This window comes from Lactococcus sp. NH2-7C, assembly GCF_029953655.1.
Taxonomy (GTDB): domain Bacteria; phylum Bacillota; class Bacilli; order Lactobacillales; family Streptococcaceae; genus Lactococcus; species Lactococcus lactis.
On sequence record NZ_CP124538.1, the window covers coordinates 576116 to 595091 of the forward strand.

Consider the following 18976-nt stretch of genomic DNA (forward strand, 5'->3'; position numbering starts at 1 on the left):
TTTCTAGTCATCCAATCCTTCCATAATAGATACGTCCACTCGGTGTTGACTCACATCTACATTTAAGATAACTGGCGGAATATAAGGCAATAATAAATCACGTTTTCCTTTACGTTTAACAACCCAAACATCATTAGCCCCTGGTTGAAGTATTTCAGAAATTTGACCAATTAGGACATCATTTTCATAAACATCACTGCCAATGATTTCATGATAGTAAAATTCGCCATCATCTAAATCCTCTTGGTTTTCTTCTGCAATTTTGACAATATATCCCTTATACTTTTCAACATCATTAATATGATAAAATCCTTCAAATTTAACGACATAAAAATTCTTTTGTGGGCGACCAGACTTCACCTTTAAATCTTGAATATAATTATCCTTATCATCGAAAAGTGCCAAAACTGAACCTTTTGAGAAGCGTTCTTGAGCAAAATCTGTCGATGGCATCACACGAACCTCTCCTTGAAGTCCTTGTGTGTTAACAATTGTTCCTACCTTGTAAAATTTTTCCATTCTACAATTATACCATACCTAATAACCCCTGATTTAAATGAAACTATTTTTAAGTAAATTTTATAATTAGAATTTCTTTTTATAAAAAAATAAAGCAAGAAAACTCTCTCTTGCTTTTTAATAACATAAATTATTTATCATATAAATCAGACTATTTACTATTAAGTTCGATGTCTTTAATGATAGTTGCATCAATTCCTTTAACAACAGTTGAAATAAATCCCTCATCTTCTAGAGCAATCAAACCAGCAACTGTTGTTCCTCCTGGAGAAGAAACTCTATCAATCAAGGTCCATGGATTTTCAGCACTCTCAAGAATCATCGCTGCACTCTCTAAGACAGCTTGAGCAGCAATTTGAGTTGCTAGATCTTTTGGAAGTCCATTTTTTACACCTGCACGAGCGATACTATCAATGAAAAGATAAGCATAGGCAGGAGAGCTTCCAGCTAGAGCAGTAAAGTTTGAAAAATCCTTTTCCGGTAAAATCCAAGCCATACCGAGGGATTGAAACATATTTTGAACATAACTTACTTGCTCTTTACTTGCAAATTCATTTCCACAAACCGCAGCAGCCCCTTTACCAATCATGGCATTAACGTTTGGCATAACTCGGACGATGGAAACTTCTTCTTTACTTCTTAAATTGGAAAAAAATGTATAAAGTATCTAGAGAACAATTTACCCATTTTTGGGACTTTTTAAAGACACTTGATTGCTATATAAAAAGTGAATCAGGAATGATTGAAGAACTAGAAGAATTTGCGAATAATCCAAATCGAGAAATTGCAGCTTTAGTTTGTCAAAATACTTCAGGTTTATTAACCTATTCTGCTCCTTACATTAGAATTATTTATGTTCTGTCAGGCAAAATATCCCTTTACCTAGATAACAAGAAATCAATTTATCAAGAAGGAAGTCTTATTCTGGCTAATAAATGGACAAAAATTGATTATCAAGAATTATCAGATGAGACAGTCATCATTGGTTTTTATTTTAAACCTGAATATTTTGATGATTCTCTCCTCAGTCAAATCATTGAAGAACCGATGCTTTATCGCTTCTTTGTTGAAAGTATTGAAAAAGATAGTGAGCAAATAAGTCACTTCTGTATCTATCAATTCACAATCCTTGAGGATACACACTTTTACGCCTTACTCCTTTTAAAACAAGTTGTAAAAATGTGTTACTTTAATAATAAAGTTACAAAAGCTGCCTTTATTTTATTGATTGTTGAATTAAGTCATCACTCTGAAGAGTATTTAATCCTTAAAGATTCCAATATTTCCTCTAGTGTACTTATAAAAGAAATTCTTTCCTACATTGAAAATAATATTCGTACAGCAAGCTTAGAGGAATTATCTACCAAATTTTATTTTCATCCCAATTATCTTTCTTCACTTATCAAGCATCAAACTGGTTTAAGCTATTCCACTTGGCTTACCACTTATCGAATTAAGCACGCTAAAAATTATCTTACTCAAACTAATTTATCTATCCAGGAAATTCTCGGAAAAATCGGATATTCAGACAAGACCTATTTTTTTAAACTTTTTAAAACACAAGTTGGAATGACTCCTGGAGAATATCGAAAACAAAATAAAATTATTTTCTGATTTTATTAAAAAAAGAGCCATTCAAATCGAATGACTCTTTTACTATATTTACTTCAATTCTAATTAAACCTAATTAAAAATTTTCTTCTAGAAAAAAACTTTTAATTTTTTCAATGAACTTGTCTGCTTCAGTATCTAAATGGAGTGCATGGTAACCGTCTGCAATCTCTATTAATTCTAAATTTTCTCCAGCATTATTTGCAAATGAGCGAATGGCCACAGGCGAACAAATCTGATCTGATTCACCACAAAATAGTAAAGTTGGTATTTTCAATTTCCCAGCCTGACTTTGCACAAAACGCCCCGCTTCCATAATCTGTGAAAAGAGTCGCAAAGAAAGAAGTTCGTGGTATATTCCATCTTTAGTTACTAAATCTACTAAATCGTTTCGGTGAGAAATTGCTTCAACTTTTAAACCTGTACGAACTCGAATTTTTGGACTTATTTTTCCTAAAAAGCCTGCCAGTCTTTGAAGCGGCACGGCTGGTGGATTTGTCAGCGCTAGCCAAGGAGATTCAATTACTGCTTTTTGGTAAAGTTTTTGATTTTCAATATTTCTTAGAAGAACATTGAGTGAAATATTTCCCCCCATACTATGTCCAAACAGATAAACCGGTAGTTTTGGATACTTTTTACCAATTATCTTCCTCACTTCTAAGACATCACTAATTAGGCTCTCGTAAGCTCTAGCTCGTCCTTGAAGTTTTGGGTTAGCAGCTGCTAAAACACCATGCCCTCTCTGATCATGCATTAGGCAAATAAAACCAGCATTGACTAATTCATTAATTAAATAGAGATAATGACCTGTGTATTCACCAAATCCATGAACTAATTGTACTACCGCTTTTGCTTTTTGGTCTGGCTCAAAAATTCCAAGGCGAATTCGGTAATGGTCTTTCATTGAAATAATTTCATACTGTTTTTTCATTGGATTTCCTTACTATTTTTAGCATCTTTTGAACCATTATAACAAATCCTATTTCTCTTTAGTAATGTTATAAAATTTAAAGGCCAAAACTAATAAAATAATGATTTTATTTCTCAGAGTCTATTTTGGTCAACTACTTCACTTAATACTCTAGTAAAGTCTAAAGAGTCATTAAAAGGATGAACAAAATCAAATGTTTCTCCGCCATTTTCAACAAATACTTCTTTATTTTCAATTTCTAATTCAAATAAAGTTTCTAAACAATCTGCAACAAAGGCTGGTGAACAGATCAATACTTTTTTAGCATTTTCTTTGGGAAGTTCAGCAACTCTATCAATAGTCGCAGGTTCTAACCATTTTTCAGGACCAAATTTTGATTGATAAGTATGCTCGTATTCTTCTTCCCTCAAACCAAGTTTACTTACTACCAAACGTGTTGTTTCTTTACATTGCTCTTCATAAGCATCTTTTTTCTTGGTCACGTAGGACAAGGGAATTCCATGATAGCTAAGGACCAATTTATCATAGTCATTTGCTTGCCACTTTTCTCTAATAGACTCTGCAAGTAAATCGCTATAAGATTCTACTTTGTGGAAATCTCTAATTACTTTTATCTTATCATCAATTTTTTTAACTTGTTGAATTACAGGTTCAACTGTTGTTAAAGAATATTGGGGGTAAAGTGGAAGAACAGTAATTTCTTCAACACCAGATTCTTTCATCTCAGCGATTACTTTATCAATGCGTGGCTCTCCGTAAGTCATGGCAAAACGAACATCAAAATCTTCGCGCATATCCTGTAGTTGCTTTGCTTGTGCTACTGTGTAAATCATCAAAGGGGAACCTTCATCTGTCCAGATTTTTTTATACATCTCTGCTGATTTTTGCGGTCTAACTTTTAAAATAATTCCATTTAAAATCGGCAACCAAAGCCATCTTGGTTTTTGTATAACAAGAGGGTCACCCAAAAATTCTTTTAAATAATCCCTCACATCATCTGCTTCACATGAGCGCGGAGTTCCCAAAGCTACTAATAAGATTCCTTTTTTCTTATCCATTATTCCACCTATATAAAAAATCAGTTTATTTATATTTATAACCGATTGTATCTACATTTGTTAATCAATATTTTTCATTCTAGCATAATTTTTCATACAATTAAAGTGAATCTTAAAGAAGTCTTTGATTATTATTAGGAATATTCGTCTAATCTAAAAAAAGGCCTCGCTCTTCCAACTCTTTTAATATTTAATTTACTTTAAAATAAGTAAAATCCGAATCAGTAGCAAAAATAAAAGACCCACTAAGTGAGCCTTTAGTTCTTATTGATCAACAAGAAGTCGAACTTTTTTTCCTTCTACAGGAACAAAGTAAACCACTGTGCGAATTGCTTGAATAATCCGACCTTGACGTCCGATAATTCGACCGATATCAGCCTCCGCAACTTTAAGGTGATATTCCATAAATTCCTCACCCTCAATGAGTTCCAAAGAGACTTCATCTGGTTGAGTAACCAATGGTTTAACAATTGTTAGAACTAATTCTTTCACATCTTTTTGCATTTCTTACCTCTACTCTAACTTGAAAAATCTTCAAGTTCAATATATGGATTCCTTTATTCACGAAAAGCTGCTAAAAAGCAGCTTATCTCAAAAATTATTTAGAAAGTTTTGATTCGTGGAATTTTTTCATAACGCCAGCTTTTGAAAGAAGGTTACGAACTGTATCTGAAGGTTGTGCTCCTTTGCTCAACCATTCCAATACGCGTTCTTCTTTAAGAGTTACTTGCTCTTCAGTTACAAGTGGGTTATAAGTCCCAACTGTTTCGATGAATTTACCATCACGTGGAGCACGTGAATCAGCAACATTGATACGGTAGAAAGGTTTTTTCTTAGAACCCATACGAGTCAAACGAATTTTTACAGACATTTTATATTTCCTATTTCTATTTTTATTATATTTAATATTATAGCAGACTAATTTCGCCCTGTCAAGAAAAAATCTTGACAGCTCTTTTTTAGTTTCTGAGACTATTTAATAAACGGCGAGCTACTTCTTGATTCATCACTTTTTCCTGCCGAAGTTGTTGACTTATGACTGCTATCTCATCTGCTTTTGCACCCACGGATAATGCCAAAGAGCGAGCCTGTAAGCTCATATGTCCTTGTTGAATTCCTTCTGAAACAAGTGCGCGCAAAGCTGCTAAATTTTGTGCTAAGCCAACTGCGGCGATAACTTTGGCCAGTTCTCTAGCATCTGTGATTCCTAAAATTTCCATTGCCGCTTGTGCTTTGGGTAAGACTTTCACCCCACCACCAACGGTCGCCACAGGTAAAGGAATTTCTAACTCTCCAAATAACTTTTCAGCATGAACTTCCCATTTAGCCAAACCTTGATACGTTCCTTCTTTTGCTGCATAAGCATGAATTGCTGCTGAAATAGCTCGCGTATCATTTCCTGTTGCAAGAATTACAGCATTAATCCCATTCATAATTCCTTTATTATGCGTGCTAGCACGGTAAGGGTCAAGTTTTGAGTATTGTGAAGCAACTGCAATTTTTTGAGCAATTTCTAAACCATTTGATTTTTTTGAAAGAGCATCAACTGGAATTTCACAGCTCACCTTTACTAAAGATTCAGTTGCATAGTTTGAAAGGATGCTAAACAGAATTTTTTCCTCAGAAAACCAGCCACGAAAAAGTTCTGCTACACCTTCTAATATAGAATTAATAATATTGGCACCCATTGCATCTTTGACATCCACTTTGAAATCAACTGAAATAAATTTCTCACTTGAAAAAAGTCTGCTCGAAATTTCTCTCAAACCGCCCCCACGCTTATTAATTGAAGGATACGAAAGCTTAGCTTGTTCAAATATTTCATTTTTGCATTCAGATATTTTCTTAATAATTTCTTCTGGTTTCTTTACGTCATAAAATACAATTTGCCCACGCATTAACCGTTCATCTATTTTAGCCGTAAAACTTTCCGCTATTTTTGCTCCATTACTCGCAGCAGCTATAACTGATGGTTCTTCTGTAACCATCGGAACTATGTATTCTTTTCCATTAATGACAAAATTTTGAGCAAGTCCCATTGGCAATTCAAATTCGGAAATTTGATTTTCAATTAGATTGTTTAAAATATTTGTATCTAAAGCCATTTCACTCAAAATTTCCTGAGTATCTTCTGACAGATTCAATGAATCTAATCGCTCTTTAGGCGACATTTGATAAAATTTTTTTCTCATATTTTCCAAAAATGCCCAGATAAGCTGGGCAATTCCTCCATTAATTTCTTAAAAATTACTTGTTTAAACCACAATAATTTTTAAAGGTTAGGATTTTTTAAAAGAACAGCCAAACCTAGGCCTCCACCGATACAAAGACTGGCAATTCCGTAGCGTTTTTGCTCACGTTTTAAGGCATAAGACAAAGTTGTGAGAATTTTAGAACCGCTTGAACCGATAGCATGACCTAATGCAATTGCACCACCATAAATGTTGACTTGTGACTCATTTAAACCAAGTTCACGATTGACAGCAAGACTTGATGCTGCAAATGCTTCATTAATTTCAAACAGGTCAATATCCGAAAGTTCAAGCTCTGAACGATTAATTAACTTTTTGATAGCTTCAATTGGTGAAACTCCCATAATAGCAGGGTCAATTCCAACTTCTGTACTATCAACTAGTTCTGCTAGGTATGGAATCTCATGTTTTTCAGCATAGTCTTTCGTTGCAAGAATGACAGCTGAAGCTCCATCATTAACAGGAGAAGAATTACCTGCTGTCACTGTTCCGTTTTCTTTAAAAGCTGTCCTTAAAGTGGATAATTTTTCTAAACTAGAAGATGGACGTGGTGTTTCGTCGACTGCGACTTCTCCAATCGCAACAATTTCTTCTTTAAAAATTCCAGCTTGACTTGCAGCAACTGCTTTTTCTTGGGAGTTTTGTGCAAAAGCGTCTTGGTCTGCTCGACTTATATCAAATTGTTCAGCAATAGTTTCACCAATAATCCCCATGGAAATTCCTGAGAAGGCATCAACTAAGCCATCATTTAACATACTTAATGTTTCTTCTTGAGTTTTGCGATTTTTTATAATTGGGGCATTAGACATAGATTCAGTCCCACCAGCGATTACAACTTCTGCTTCACCAAGCTGTAAAAGTTGTTTGGCTAAAATCACTGCTTTCATTCCTGAACCACAAACTTCGTTGATTGTTGAAGCGGGCACTGTATTAGATAGACCACTATGAATCGCAATTTGACGTGCTATATTTTGACCATTACCAGATTGAAGAACATTTCCAAAAATAACTTGTTCAACATCTGATTTTATATTTTCATGTTTTGACAATAAGTTTGAAACAACGTGTGTTCCAAGTTCTACTGCTGAATATTCAGCAAGAGCACCGTCGTATCTTCCAACTGGTGTTCTTAAGGCGTCAATGATTACAATTTCTTTCACGAATGAACCTCCGAAAGCCATTATAGCATATTTCAAACTACTTTTGTCAAAGTCTCTTTACATCAAATTAATAAACAATATCTAATCAATGACTGAGTTCAAGTTTTCTTGTAATTTAAATCGAACATCTTTTGGAGTAGCTAATTCATAAATCTATTTACTTAATTCACATTTTTATTAATAAACAAAAAAATAAATGTGTGTATTTTATAGAAAGAAAATATCTTAGCAAAGAATTTAGCGTATTTTTATGATAAAATTAAAGCATTCCAAAGACATTGAAAGGAGTTCCTTTCTTTTATAATAATAAGTGAGGAAATTTTTAAAATATGAAAGTCGGTATAGATAAACTTGGATTTTTTGTCCCAAATACTTTTGTTGATATGAGGGATTTAGCAAATGCTCGTAATGTTGACCCTGCAAAATTCCAAATTGGTATTGGGCAAGATGAAATGGCAGTCAATCCTGCTACTCAAGATATTATTACTTTTGCAGCTAATGCAGGCGCAAGTATTTTGACTGAGGAAGATAAAAAAGACATTGATATGGTCATTGTTGGTACTGAATCAAGTCTTGATGAATCAAAAGCTTCTGCTATTGTCGTTCATGATTTGCTTGGCATCCAACCTTTTGCTCGAAGTATTGAGATGAAAGAAGCATGCTATGCAACAACTGCTGGCCTTGCTCTCGCTCGTGACCACGTTCTCTTAAATCCTGAATCTAAGGTTTTAGTTATTGCTTCTGATATTGCCAAATATGGACTAAATACTGGTGGAGAGCCTACTCAGGGGGCTGGAAGTGTCGCAATGCTTATCACAGCTAATCCTAGAATTATGTCATTAAATAATGATAATGTTGCTTTGACTCAAGATATCTACGATTTTTGGCGTCCTTTTGGTCAGTCATATCCCTCAGTTGATGGTAAATTTTCAAATGAAACATATATCAATGCTTTTGCTAAAATCTGGAAAGAGTATACCAGAAGAACAAATTTAAAATTTGAAGACTTTGCAGCTATTGCTTTTCATACCCCTTATACTAAAATGGGTAAAAAAGCTTTATTACCAATGCTTGAATCAGAAAAGCCAGCTAATGCTGAAGAATTAATGGAACAATTTGAACGTGGTATCGTTTATAATCGTCGTGTGGGTAATCTATATACTGGTTCTCTTTATTTGAGTTTAATTTCACTTTTGGAAAACTCTGAAAAATTGAGTGCCGGTCAACGTATTGGACTTTTTAGTTATGGTTCTGGTACCGTTGCTGAATTTTTCTCTGGGGATCTCGTTGAAGGCTATGAAAATCATTTGCTAAAAATTGAACATCAATCAATGTTAGATGCAAGAACTCGTCTATCAATTCCTGAATACGAAAACATGTTCAATCAATATTTAGATTTGAATCATAATATTTCTTTCAATGATGAGACAGATTACTCAGTTTCAGAAGTCGTTGATAATCATCGTAAGTATAAAAAAATATAAAAAAATACTGACAGAATTTCTGTCAGTAAATGAAAAGTCCTGTCAGGACTTTTTTTTATTTTATTTGTTCAACAATGATACAGCTGCTTCATCAGCAATAACAGTAACATTAGCGTGGTTTTGAAGAATTGATGCTGGAAGCTCTGTTGTCACTTCTCCTTCAACCATTCCTTTGATTGCTTCAGCTTTTTCTTTACCATAAGCCATCAAAACAATATTTTTTGATTTCATAATTGAAGCAAGTCCCATTGAAATTGCTTTACGTGGTACATCTGCTTCTGATTCAAAGAAACGTGCGTTGGCTTTGATTGTGCTTTCTTGAAGGTCAACAACATGAGTTGTAATTTCAGCAGGTGTTCCTGGTTCATTAAAACCAATGTGTCCATTTTGACCAATTCCAAGAATTTGCCAGTCAATTGGATTTTCTTCAATAATTTGGTCGTAATGTTTTGCTTCAGCTTCAAGATCAGCCGCTTTACCATTTGGTAAGAAATTTTCTTTAAATGGTTTTTCTTCAAACAAATGTTTGTTCATGAAGTAACGGTAAGATTGATCATTTGAACCGTCAAGTCCAACATATTCATCCAAGTTTACTGAAACCATGTCTGTAAAATCAAGGTCTGAGTTAACAATTTGGTTATAAAATTCTACCGGTGTTGAACCTGTTGCAAGTCCCAATGTTTTAGCTCCATTAGCCATTGATTCTTTAAGAAGATCAAGTCCGATTTTTCCACCTTCAAGTTGATTTTTTACTACAATAACTTTCATTTTATATGCTCCATTTCTAAATTGGTATATATCAATTTTTCTACACTTTCATTATATCATAAATTATCTCCATGTCAACTAAAAATTGTCTTCAAAAAATACATTAGCAAAAATAAAAAGTCCTTTTAAAAAAGGACTTTTTTGTAATCAATTAAGACATATATTTTCCAACAAAATTCCAAATATGGCTCCAATATAAGTCTGGGTTAACTTTTTCTGATTCTCCATGACCCGCCCCATAAACAATCAGCTTTTCTTTATCAACTTTTGCTGCATCATAGAGAGGATTTAACATTTTAAATGGAACGAAAGTATCTTTATCACCATGAATGAACAAAATTGGTGTTTTGCTTTGAGCTACTTGTTTAATTGCCGGAGATTTAAAGATATCATAGCCAGCTCTCATTTTAACAACGGTATTTGCCGCATAAAGAACTGGAAATTTTGGTAATCCATATAATTGTTTTAATTGATAGGCAAAAACATCACCTGTTGATGTGAACCCACAATCTTCCACAATTGCTTTGACATTAGAGGGGAGCTTTTCGCCTGAAGTATTCATCACTGTTGCTCCTCCCATAGAAACGCCCAATAGGACAATTTCTGCCTGTGGATCTTTTTGAATAATTTTGGCAATCCAAAGCAACATATCTTCACGGTCAGCCCAGCCCATACCGATGTAATCCCCCTGACTTTTACCATGCCCTCTTAAATCTGGTGTAACAACATTATAACCCTTATTGTAAAAATGACGTGTCCAACTTGCCATATCGGTCGATTGCCCACCATAACCATGAACAACAATAGCCCATTTATTTGTTTTAGTTGGTTGCTTATAATCCGCAGCATAGAGTTTCAACTTCAACTTATCAGAGGAGATAACATACCAATCGTCGGATTTTGCGTCCTCTAAAAATGCTTTATTTTCCTTTTTTCTTTCTTCTTCTTTTTTAGAAAGATGTTTCTGTTTGCTCCCGGCACTTAGAAAAGATTTATTGGTATGTGCGTTAACAGCTAAGTCATAAAAATAGTTTCCTATTGCAAAATAACCACCGACCAAAACAACGGATAAAACTGCTAAAATCCAAGCAATCATTTTTTTCCTTTTTTTCATAAAATTCCTTTTAATTTTTATTTTACTATTGTAATATTAAAGCTTCTTTTTTGCAACTTCTTATATTCTTTAGTAATAACCTTACAAAAACGGTGTTTTTGTCATACAATAATTCTCGTTCTTCCTAAAGCTAGTCTATCCAAAAAATGATATAATAAAACAATATGCATTGCTTTTTTATCAACCAATTGATTTAGTGATTTGGAATAAAAATTGCCTTTAGATCAACTAAACTAGTTTAAAATAAATGTATTTTAGAATCCTTTTACGGAATGGAGTAAAATAAAAAGAACTTATGAATATAAATGATTTTGATTTTGATTTGCCAGAAGAATTGATTGCCCAAACGCCTTTGGAAAAACGTTCTGAATCACGTTTGTTGATTCTTGATCCTAAAACTGAAGAGCTTGAAGATAGACATTTCTATAATATTATTGACGAACTTGAAGCTGGCGATGCTCTTGTCCTAAATAACACAAGAGTACTCCCGGCTCGTCTCCACGGTGAACGCGCTGAAACAGGTGGACATATTGAACTCCTCTTGCTTAAAGATATGGGGCAAAATCGCTGGGAAACATTGGCAAAACCCGCTCGCAAAATGAAAGTTGGGGAAGAAGTCGTTTTTGGTGATGGTCGTTTGAAAGCTGTCGTTGTAGAAGTTCTTGATCACGGTGGACGAATTGTTGAATTCAAATACGATGGAATTTTCCTTGAAATCTTGGAAAGCTTAGGCGAAATGCCACTACCACCATACATTCATGAACAACTTGAAGATCAAGAACGTTATCAAACAGTTTTTGCAAAAGAGAATGGTTCTGCTGCTGCTCCAACTGCTGGCCTACATTATACACCTGAATTGTTAGAAAAAATTGCTGACAAAGGAGTCAAAATTGTTGAATTAACACTTCATGTTGGTTTGGGAACATTTCGTCCTGTCAGTGTGGATAATGTTGATGAGCATCAAATGCACAGCGAATTTTATCGTCTAACTGAAGAGGCGGCTGCACAATTGAGAGCTGTTAAGGCTAGTGGACATAAAATTGTTGCTTCTGGAACAACATCAATCCGTACTTTGGAAACCATCGGTAGTAAATTTGATGGGGATATCCAAGCCGATTCTGGCTGGACTGACATTTTCATTAAACCTGGCTATGAATGGAAAGTTGTTGATGCTTTTAACACCAATTTCCATTTACCAAAATCAACTTTGGTCATGTTAGTCGCTGCTTTTGCTGGCCGTGATTTTGTTCTTGACGCTTACCAACATGCAATTGATGAAAAATATCGTTTCTTCAGTTTTGGGGATGCAATGTTCGTTCGTCCCAAAAAATAATTAAATTCTAATTAATTTTTATAAATAAAAAAGCCTTATAAGGCTTTTTTTATTTATAGTTTATACTCTCTTTAATCTATTTTGAAGACAACAACCATTCTTGACAAATAATGCATAAATCTTTTTTCTGATAATCATTAAGACTTTCAAAAATAATTCTAGTTCCATTATTTTTTGGGTCATTGTTTATTCCTAGCAAATACTCAGGTGTTACTCCGAAATAATGTGCCAATTCAATCAATCGAATTCCCGAAGGTTCCACACCGTTTTTATAATTATGAAGCGCATTTCTAGGATATCCTAGATCTCTTTCAACTTGATTAAAAGACTTTTTTGATATTCTTATTAATTCTTCTAACCGTGGGTAGAATAGCTGATTCTCGGCCATAAAAAACCTCCTGCAATTTGTTTTACTTTTACTTAACTTTAATAAATGTAAATAATCATGATTCAAAAATCTAAGTAGAACCTAAACATCTATCTCATCAGAATTATCTTCTTTACTTATTTGCTCTCTCATTTCTTCAAGTTGAGCTTTTAATTTTTCTTTTTCTAAATCTTGCTCCTCTTCTTCTTTTTTACGTCTCTTCCATAAAATAAAGAACAAGAAGAAAAGAGCTAAAAGAATTAATAATAAACCTAACCAGATAAGCCAATTTTCATACCAAGGAGTCTTTTTAACAGTTACATCTTTTGAATTTAATTTACTTGCTGTTTTACCTAATATTGTAAAGTCTTTTGTAAATTTCCATTGATAATCAAATTTTTGTTCTTTTCCTTTTGAATCAACATAAGTGAACTTTCCGTCATTATTTTTTTGCCCATATACTGTCATCGATAGACGATACTTACCCGCTTCAAGCTTATTTCCATCACCAATAGAAACAGGATAATCAAAATTACTATTTGGTGCCATTTGCAGCATCTCTTTGTTTGCCTTATAAGATAATTTAGAATTACTTAAACCTTTGACCTCTGCTTGAACATACATTTGATTTAGATATCCAGCCATTGGATTTTGTAAATTGGCATTAATTACATTTCTATAATTAACCTGACTAGGCTCTACACTATTTAATTTCAAGTCAGGCGCAACAGTATTTTTATTTTGTTGCATCAGTAAAGCAACAACGTAAGCATATTTATTTTGAATACTTAATCCCTTAGAATTAGAATTTGTTTTCTCTGAGTCCTTCTCTTTAAAAGTAATTCCACCAGCAATTACACCATTAAAATTTTCCTTTGGCATAGTAACACTCACTTTTACTTGCTGTGAAGAGTTTGGTTGTAGTGATACTTCTTTTGGAATTGAGGCATAGTCTACTAGATTATACTTTAGTGTTGAATCTGCTTTAATTTTATTTGGTGAGTATTCAACCACACCGTTAATATTTGTTGTCGCACTAGCTATTTCTTCTTCAACCACTACTGTTTTGTCAGTAGTATTTTTTAGAGTAATCGTCAAAGTTTGCGATTGCCCTGGACTCATTTGTAAATTAAAGTATCCGCTCTCGCCAATTTGGTTTTCTGGAAGAACCGGGTTCACAGAAAAATTAAATTCATTTGCATGAACTTCTTTACTGACACTCCCTAAAGTAAAGATAGTGGCAATGAACAGTAAAACTTTTTGATAAATTTTCATTATGTTCTCTTTCTAGAACTACATCTCTGTAGTATTTTGATTAAAATCTTATAATAAAATTAAAATAAGTCCGTTATACAAAGTAGGGCTAATCCCACTTTGTATAAAATTGCTATACGCAACTAATTAGAAGGTACATTATTTAAAGACCAAGTTAATTCTCCCTCATAGGTTCCCTTCTCTTGATGATCAACCGGAATATTCAATTGGATTCCTTCACCAGAGGTTGAATTCCAGTTTTGATTTAACTTAAAAGTACCAGTAGTTGGTGAAGTATTGGCATAAATCTGTAAGGCATCACTTGTAATTACTTTACTTCCTGTACTATCTTTGAAGAAAAGATATGAAGCCAAATTATTATTATTTGTCAAACCTTTTAAATCTTGAGTTTGTGCGACACTCACATACCATGGCTTCAAGGCAGAACCTGTCCGTGTGTCAGTAACAACCACATCACTGGCAGGACTTGTGGCCCATGAAATTAATGGTTTAGGACTTACGTCTAATGTACCAAAGTCGTAAGAATTTGGTGTAGAAAGACTTATAGAGCCAAAAGTTAAATTAAGTGTAATATCTTTTGATAATCCATTATAAGTATAAGTAACAGGACGAATATTACCATCTCCATCAATGATTGGATTATTGGCTTGTATAGTTTGCAAGGTTGTAACCAAATTTGACGGACTGCTAATCACTGGTTCTTCTATCGTTCCATCCGCTTTAAAAGCTAAAGCATAGGTCCAATTACCATCCAGATCTTTTTGATCTTTTAAATCGTGTGCATCATCACTTGTCATACTTGCATCATAAACATTAAGAGCTGTCTGACTATCTGATGAAATAACTGCTGCCTGTGGTACAACAACAATGTTACTATTAGTAGAACTTTTTCCCAAAGTCCAGCTCACAGGTATTTCTGCATATGATTTATCTTTTACATTAGTATCACTAGTTGTAGGATCTTGAATCGTATTACCTGCATTATTTATTGAACTTAATGGATCACCACTCGTCGTAATATCTGTCATTACACCCACTCCTTTTAAACCAACAATTTTTTGGAGTTGTGCTTGAGTCAATGATGATGCATTTATTGCCGAACCTTTATTCGGTAGGATATAGTTTCCAGCACTTAGACTAGTGGTGTTATTAGTAGCCACATTTTGTACAATATAACTTCCATATATTGCTTGATCGTTTGTGCCATCTTGTTGATTTCCTACAAAATAGTCTCTCGTACCAAAGTTACGTGTAGCACCAGTAGTTCCAGCATTGACATCAAAATTAGGATTAGTTGATGGATAATTATTTAAAACCTTTCCATCAAATGCCGTGGCTGTTCTAGATTTTATGTAATATGGTGCTTTAGCGGTGAAGCTAAAGGGAGCTGTTGTGCTATCACTATATCCCATCACATACATTACTTTGATCGAACTTGCATCAGTATCAGATGCTACCGAGGCCCATGCTTGCATCGTTTGACCAGCAACGGGATTCCCTGTTGTAACATTAGATTTTAAATGATGTTGCCAATTTCCTGAATCTGCATCACCAGTTGTATTATATACACGTACCTGCCCTGGAACAACATAACCAATCCAAGTTGGATTACTTGGGGTGGAGAGGGAAGACATTGTATAATCCCCTAAAAATGCATAATTTTTTACTGAATCTACACCAGAAAAATTATTAGGAGTAATATTTACTGCACCAGATTTTGTAGAAGTATCTCCACCATTAAACGTCAAAATTGGGAATGCCGCTTGTGTTCCCCAATAGGCTCCATTATAAGTATTACTAATACTTGCTGGTGGATTACCAATAGGCTTCCAAAATAGATTACCCTTATTGGTTGAAAGATCTAAATCGGATAAATTAATCAATCCAGATGTTTGGACATAGGGTGTAGAAAGTGTTGCATTTGGATAGGCAACCAATTGGCTTGCTGATACAACTGATGATGTTGAAGTAACTCCAAGAGTAGAATCAGTATCCATTTGAATCGAACCATGTTTGGAGTACGTTGCAGCGTGGTTTGCTGCTGTAGCTCCACCTCCATTTTTAAAGGAACCTACTACATTCACTACTGCTTTTTCGGTAATTTCTGCACTATTAAAATTGATCAGTGAGCCATTAATGGTAATTGGATTATGTGAAGTACCATTTCCTAATGTAATAGTCGATTTATTGTTATTAGCTGCGGCAATCACATCAGTTAGGTTATCACTACTTCCTCCGGATGTTATCGTACCGGAAATGGTAGTGCCATCCCCAATTTTTATATTCGTATTGTATCTTTGACCTGAAGCTGGCATGGCTACATAATTAGTTGCATAAACAGAACCTACAGTGTTGCCATCTGCGTTAATGGTCATGTTGATCGTACCAACATTTGTATATGTACTATTTGAACCTGTTGACTGCCCGTCGCCGTAAATAACAGCACCATTTAAAACATTCCCAGATGTAGCATTTGCTGATATATTGACACTAATACTGTTATTTGCTCCAGAACCAACGTGAGTCACAGTATTGTTATAACCTGCTCCTCCAGATAAATATGTACCAGAAGGAAGTTGGAAGCTTGAGCCAGTTGAACCTGTCAAATCGACATTTAAGGCTGTATTTCCTAAAATCGAGGATGCCCCATTAAAGAACGGACCTCCGCAAAGTTGCTTAGTTCCTGTTCTTGGCGAACCTGAGAAATCACCCCCATAAACATTGACTGTAGAATCACCAGCAATTGTCTCTACTCCAGCTTGGCCATAGTTTCCACCAGTAATAGCGTTGATATATCCGTTATAAACGTTTACTGTTGCACTCCCAGTATTATATAAATCTCCCCAAGAACCGCCTGACAAGAACCAATTTACTTGACCTTGATTGACTTGTGCTGTAGTATTTCCCCATTTTGTAGTTGCGGTATAACCACCGCCTTCAAGAGTATCAACAATAGCCCCATTCAAAATATTGTATGAATTTCCGACCTGACTACCATTAGATTGACCTCCATAGGTCCAACGGGCAATATCATTATTGTGAATAAGATAGGAATTACCGTTTTGTAAAAAGGCTTGACGATAGGTCCATACCGTCCCTCCGCCTCCCCATAAATCCCAGCCGGAATTAATGGCAGAACTTGTATCAGTTTTACCATAAGCAACTGTTCCTTGGGCTGCCAGAGTTGTTTCTGCGGTACCTCCCATGGCACTACAATATACTACTCCGGCACCTCCAACAGAATTATCAGCATTTGCCGTTCCAGCTTCTAAAACTGATTGTCCTTGAAGATACCCATTTGAACTTGCACCATATGAATAACCTGTCCAATCGTTTGCTCCACCACCCGATGTTGTTGACATAACACCTGATTGTAACCAAGTATAAACATCGCCATAAATTGCATTACTAGTAATTTTTTGGGCATTTGAAACTACAGTAGTAGATGGAATCTGTCCATAAGCTTTAGCATCTGTTACACCAACTGCACTATCAAGACCAGTCTGACTTCCAAGTCCCCATTGTGATGGAGAAATTTTTAGAGAATCATGACCATTACCACCAACTATTCCATAAACTGCCCCAGCTGTTCCAGTTGTAAAAGCAGATTTAATATAGTTAGTAATATTAGCATATAATATCCCTTGAGCCGCGGTAGTGGAGTTGGTTGCCTGAGCATATGAAGCGCCTGTTCCAGCATTACCACCTGTAAATAAAGCTTGACCTGTTGTGAAGGATGATGTATTGTAACTATTTGAGATAACATTTCCGGCACCAGATGTCCCTATATTCCCTTGGAATGAACCTCCGTTAAAAGTTGATGCTGGACCACCAGCACCATTTATATTACTAGTTGCGCCAGTCCATCCTCCTGCCCCACTTAAAGTATTATAGATTGAACCACCTATATTTCCATAAACTGTTCCACCTTGATAAAGTTGGTATCTTGCACTTCCATTTGTTGAGTTAACATAAGTTGTGACATTCCCATTCACATTAACAGGAGAATTAGAAGTACCAATTCCACCACCGTAGATATTTGTTATCTGAGAAGCAATAGCTCCACTTATATCAAGGTTTGTATTCCCTGAAATTGTTGCTCCTGATGCACTTCCACCAGTTACACTATTTATAGTAGATGATGACTGTGCAATCGTAACATGAGTATTGCCAGATATTGTTCCAGCTGATGCATTACCACCATAAATATTCCAGCCTGCAGTACTTCCGGTTGCTCCAATATATAAGTTTGTATTCCCAGATATATCACTATTGTCAGTTCCACCATAAATGTTAGGAGCACCAGTTATCCATGATCCATTCGTTGTTGCAAATGCATTTCCTTGGGCAAAAATATTATCTCCACTTGCAGCTACGGTTACATTACGAAAAACAGTTGGAACTCCAAAATAGACATTTGAAGGTAGGGTCACAGTATAATTTATTCCTGTGGGCTGAGAACTATTTGAGCTCGTAAGTAGATCAGCTGGATTTGAAATCCAGGTTAAACTTTTAGCATGCCCTTTTAGTGTGCTAAATGTCATATTAGTCGCACTTGGATTAGAAACTACTACTTTTAGAACTGAATTACTTAGTGTTGTATTGGCTCCATAGTATAAGACAAAATCTGAAGCGTTGGCATTAGTTGCGCTATACATGGCATAAAGTGCTTGTTGAACACCAGCATCTGTAGTTGGATAACTTCCTATAATTGTTCCATTTTGTACAGCAGTAACTTGATTAGTTGGTAACGTTAGATTAGCAATAGTTTGTTGCCATCCAAAGCTATTAGGCATTATTGCATCTTCAACTGAATTTTGTGGAAGTGGGGTACGACTTGGTTGTGAAACTGAATTTCCATTGAAAGTAGTGCCACTGGGACTCACGCTTTGACTATTTATAAGTGTCTGAGTTGCTGCTGACACCCCTTGAGAAGAAAGCATCTTTTCAAGAGAATTTATCTTAACATTTACTTTATTCTTCTCTGGATAAAATCCGTTAAAATTTATAGTCGGTAACAGTGATAGCAACATTATAAAAGTCACAAGTTTAAATTTATATTTTCTTTGCATGAAATCTCCCTTGCTTGTTTCTCACCACTAAA

At 34.9% G+C, this 18976-nt stretch carries 15 protein-coding genes and 1 pseudogene; 3 read left to right on the forward strand and 13 right to left on the reverse strand.

Annotated elements, in window-relative coordinates:
* Nucleotides 1–3: 3 nt before the first annotated feature.
* Nucleotides 4–519: a ribosome maturation factor RimM gene (gene rimM / locus QJV49_RS02770; RefSeq protein WP_012898171.1), complete on the reverse strand. Its 516-nt coding sequence runs from the start codon at nt 517–519 to the stop codon at nt 4–6.
* Between the two features lie 151 nt (nt 520–670).
* A pseudogene (locus QJV49_RS02775) lies at nt 671–1144 on the reverse strand (pyrroline-5-carboxylate reductase family protein); the annotation flags it as partial.
* A 113-nt stretch (nt 1145–1257) separates the two neighbouring features.
* Here QJV49_RS02775 and QJV49_RS02780 point away from each other — a divergent pair.
* Nucleotides 1258–2133, forward strand: coding sequence for an AraC family transcriptional regulator (locus QJV49_RS02780; RefSeq protein WP_225512093.1), 876 nt, complete (start codon nt 1258–1260; stop codon nt 2131–2133).
* Between the two features lie 73 nt (nt 2134–2206).
* Here the strand turns inward: QJV49_RS02780 and QJV49_RS02785 are convergent, their stop codons facing one another.
* From QJV49_RS02785 to QJV49_RS02810, 6 genes are all read right to left on the reverse strand, one after another.
* Nucleotides 2207–3061, reverse strand: a complete 855-nt coding sequence (locus QJV49_RS02785) for an alpha/beta hydrolase (RefSeq protein ID WP_225512092.1) — start codon at nt 3059–3061, stop codon at nt 2207–2209.
* Between the two features lie 113 nt (nt 3062–3174).
* On the reverse strand, nt 3175–4119 hold the full coding sequence (gene hemH, locus QJV49_RS02790; protein ID WP_003130709.1) for a ferrochelatase: 945 nt from the start codon (nt 4117–4119) through the stop codon (nt 3175–3177).
* Between the two features lie 264 nt (nt 4120–4383).
* Nucleotides 4384–4623: a KH domain-containing protein gene (locus QJV49_RS02795; RefSeq protein ID WP_038601504.1), complete on the reverse strand. Its 240-nt coding sequence runs from the start codon at nt 4621–4623 to the stop codon at nt 4384–4386.
* A gap of 94 nt (nt 4624–4717) precedes the next feature.
* Nucleotides 4718–4990 (reverse strand): 30S ribosomal protein S16, encoded by a 273-nt coding sequence (rpsP, locus tag QJV49_RS02800; protein ID WP_003130711.1) that lies wholly within the window; start codon nt 4988–4990, stop codon nt 4718–4720.
* Nucleotides 4991–5078: 88 nt separating this feature from the next.
* Nucleotides 5079–6311, reverse strand: a complete 1233-nt coding sequence (locus tag QJV49_RS02805) for a hydroxymethylglutaryl-CoA reductase, degradative (RefSeq protein WP_225512091.1) — start codon at nt 6309–6311, stop codon at nt 5079–5081.
* A gap of 80 nt (nt 6312–6391) precedes the next feature.
* On the reverse strand, nt 6392–7531 hold the full coding sequence (locus tag QJV49_RS02810; protein ID WP_225512090.1) for a thiolase family protein: 1140 nt from the start codon (nt 7529–7531) through the stop codon (nt 6392–6394).
* Nucleotides 7532–7860: 329 nt separating this feature from the next.
* On the opposite strand from QJV49_RS02810, the gene QJV49_RS02815 reads away from it, so the two are divergent.
* Complete coding sequence (locus tag QJV49_RS02815; protein WP_225512089.1) at nt 7861–9015, forward strand: hydroxymethylglutaryl-CoA synthase; 1155 nt, start codon at nt 7861–7863, stop codon at nt 9013–9015.
* Nucleotides 9016–9075: 60 nt separating this feature from the next.
* Here the strand turns inward: QJV49_RS02815 and QJV49_RS02820 are convergent, their stop codons facing one another.
* Both QJV49_RS02820 and QJV49_RS02825 read right to left on the reverse strand, forming a co-directional pair.
* Nucleotides 9076–9783 (reverse strand): glucosamine-6-phosphate deaminase, encoded by a 708-nt coding sequence (locus QJV49_RS02820; RefSeq protein WP_225512088.1) that lies wholly within the window; start codon nt 9781–9783, stop codon nt 9076–9078.
* Between the two features lie 151 nt (nt 9784–9934).
* Nucleotides 9935–10897: an alpha/beta hydrolase gene (locus QJV49_RS02825; RefSeq protein WP_225512087.1), complete on the reverse strand. Its 963-nt coding sequence runs from the start codon at nt 10895–10897 to the stop codon at nt 9935–9937.
* Nucleotides 10898–11192: 295 nt separating this feature from the next.
* Here QJV49_RS02825 and queA point away from each other — a divergent pair, with 295 nt between their 5' ends.
* Nucleotides 11193–12230, forward strand: coding sequence for a tRNA preQ1(34) S-adenosylmethionine ribosyltransferase-isomerase QueA (gene queA / locus QJV49_RS02830; RefSeq protein WP_015426735.1), 1038 nt, complete (start codon nt 11193–11195; stop codon nt 12228–12230).
* 76 nt (nt 12231–12306) lie between these two features.
* Here queA and QJV49_RS02835 read toward each other — a convergent pair whose 3' ends face one another.
* From QJV49_RS02835 to QJV49_RS02845, 3 genes are all read right to left on the reverse strand, one after another.
* The gene (locus QJV49_RS02835; protein ID WP_003130721.1) at nt 12307–12618 is read right to left on the reverse strand and encodes a helix-turn-helix transcriptional regulator; all 312 of its coding nucleotides are present in this window, start codon (nt 12616–12618) and stop codon (nt 12307–12309) included.
* Nucleotides 12619–12699: 81 nt separating this feature from the next.
* A complete protein-coding gene (locus QJV49_RS02840) occupies nt 12700–13872 on the reverse strand; it encodes a DUF916 and DUF3324 domain-containing protein (protein ID WP_225512086.1) in 1173 nt (390 codons plus the stop codon).
* 122 nt (nt 13873–13994) lie between these two features.
* Nucleotides 13995–18944, reverse strand: a complete 4950-nt coding sequence (locus QJV49_RS02845; RefSeq protein ID WP_225512085.1) for a hypothetical protein — start codon at nt 18942–18944, stop codon at nt 13995–13997.
* Between the last annotated feature and the right edge of the window lie 32 nt (nt 18945–18976).

What these genes read in the sequence shown, in the direction of transcription:
- QJV49_RS02820 (WP_225512088.1), bottom strand. Translation starts at nt 9,783, where the DNA reads ATGAAAGTTATTGTAGTAAAAAATCAACTTGAAGGTGGAAAAATCGGA.
- QJV49_RS02785 (WP_225512092.1), bottom strand. Translation starts at nt 3,061, where the DNA reads ATGAAAAAACAGTATGAAATTATTTCAATGAAAGACCATTACCGAATT.
- QJV49_RS02815 (WP_225512089.1), top strand. Translation starts at nt 7,861, where the DNA reads ATGAAAGTCGGTATAGATAAACTTGGATTTTTTGTCCCAAATACTTTT.
- QJV49_RS02825 (WP_225512087.1), bottom strand. Translation starts at nt 10,897, where the DNA reads ATGAAAAAAAGGAAAAAAATGATTGCTTGGATTTTAGCAGTTTTATCC.
- QJV49_RS02840 (WP_225512086.1), bottom strand. Translation starts at nt 13,872, where the DNA reads ATGAAAATTTATCAAAAAGTTTTACTGTTCATTGCCACTATCTTTACT.
- QJV49_RS02795 (WP_038601504.1), bottom strand. Translation starts at nt 4,623, where the DNA reads ATGCAAAAAGATGTGAAAGAATTAGTTCTAACAATTGTTAAACCATTG.
- queA (WP_015426735.1), top strand. Translation starts at nt 11,193, where the DNA reads ATGAATATAAATGATTTTGATTTTGATTTGCCAGAAGAATTGATTGCC.
- rpsP (WP_003130711.1), bottom strand. Translation starts at nt 4,990, where the DNA reads ATGTCTGTAAAAATTCGTTTGACTCGTATGGGTTCTAAGAAAAAACCT.
- QJV49_RS02780 (WP_225512093.1), top strand. Translation starts at nt 1,258, where the DNA reads ATGATTGAAGAACTAGAAGAATTTGCGAATAATCCAAATCGAGAAATT.
- rimM (WP_012898171.1), bottom strand. Translation starts at nt 519, where the DNA reads ATGGAAAAATTTTACAAGGTAGGAACAATTGTTAACACACAAGGACTT.
- hemH (WP_003130709.1), bottom strand. Translation starts at nt 4,119, where the DNA reads ATGGATAAGAAAAAAGGAATCTTATTAGTAGCTTTGGGAACTCCGCGC.
- QJV49_RS02835 (WP_003130721.1), bottom strand. Translation starts at nt 12,618, where the DNA reads ATGGCCGAGAATCAGCTATTCTACCCACGGTTAGAAGAATTAATAAGA.
- QJV49_RS02845 (WP_225512085.1), bottom strand. Translation starts at nt 18,944, where the DNA reads ATGCAAAGAAAATATAAATTTAAACTTGTGACTTTTATAATGTTGCTA.
- QJV49_RS02805 (WP_225512091.1), bottom strand. Translation starts at nt 6,311, where the DNA reads ATGAGAAAAAAATTTTATCAAATGTCGCCTAAAGAGCGATTAGATTCA.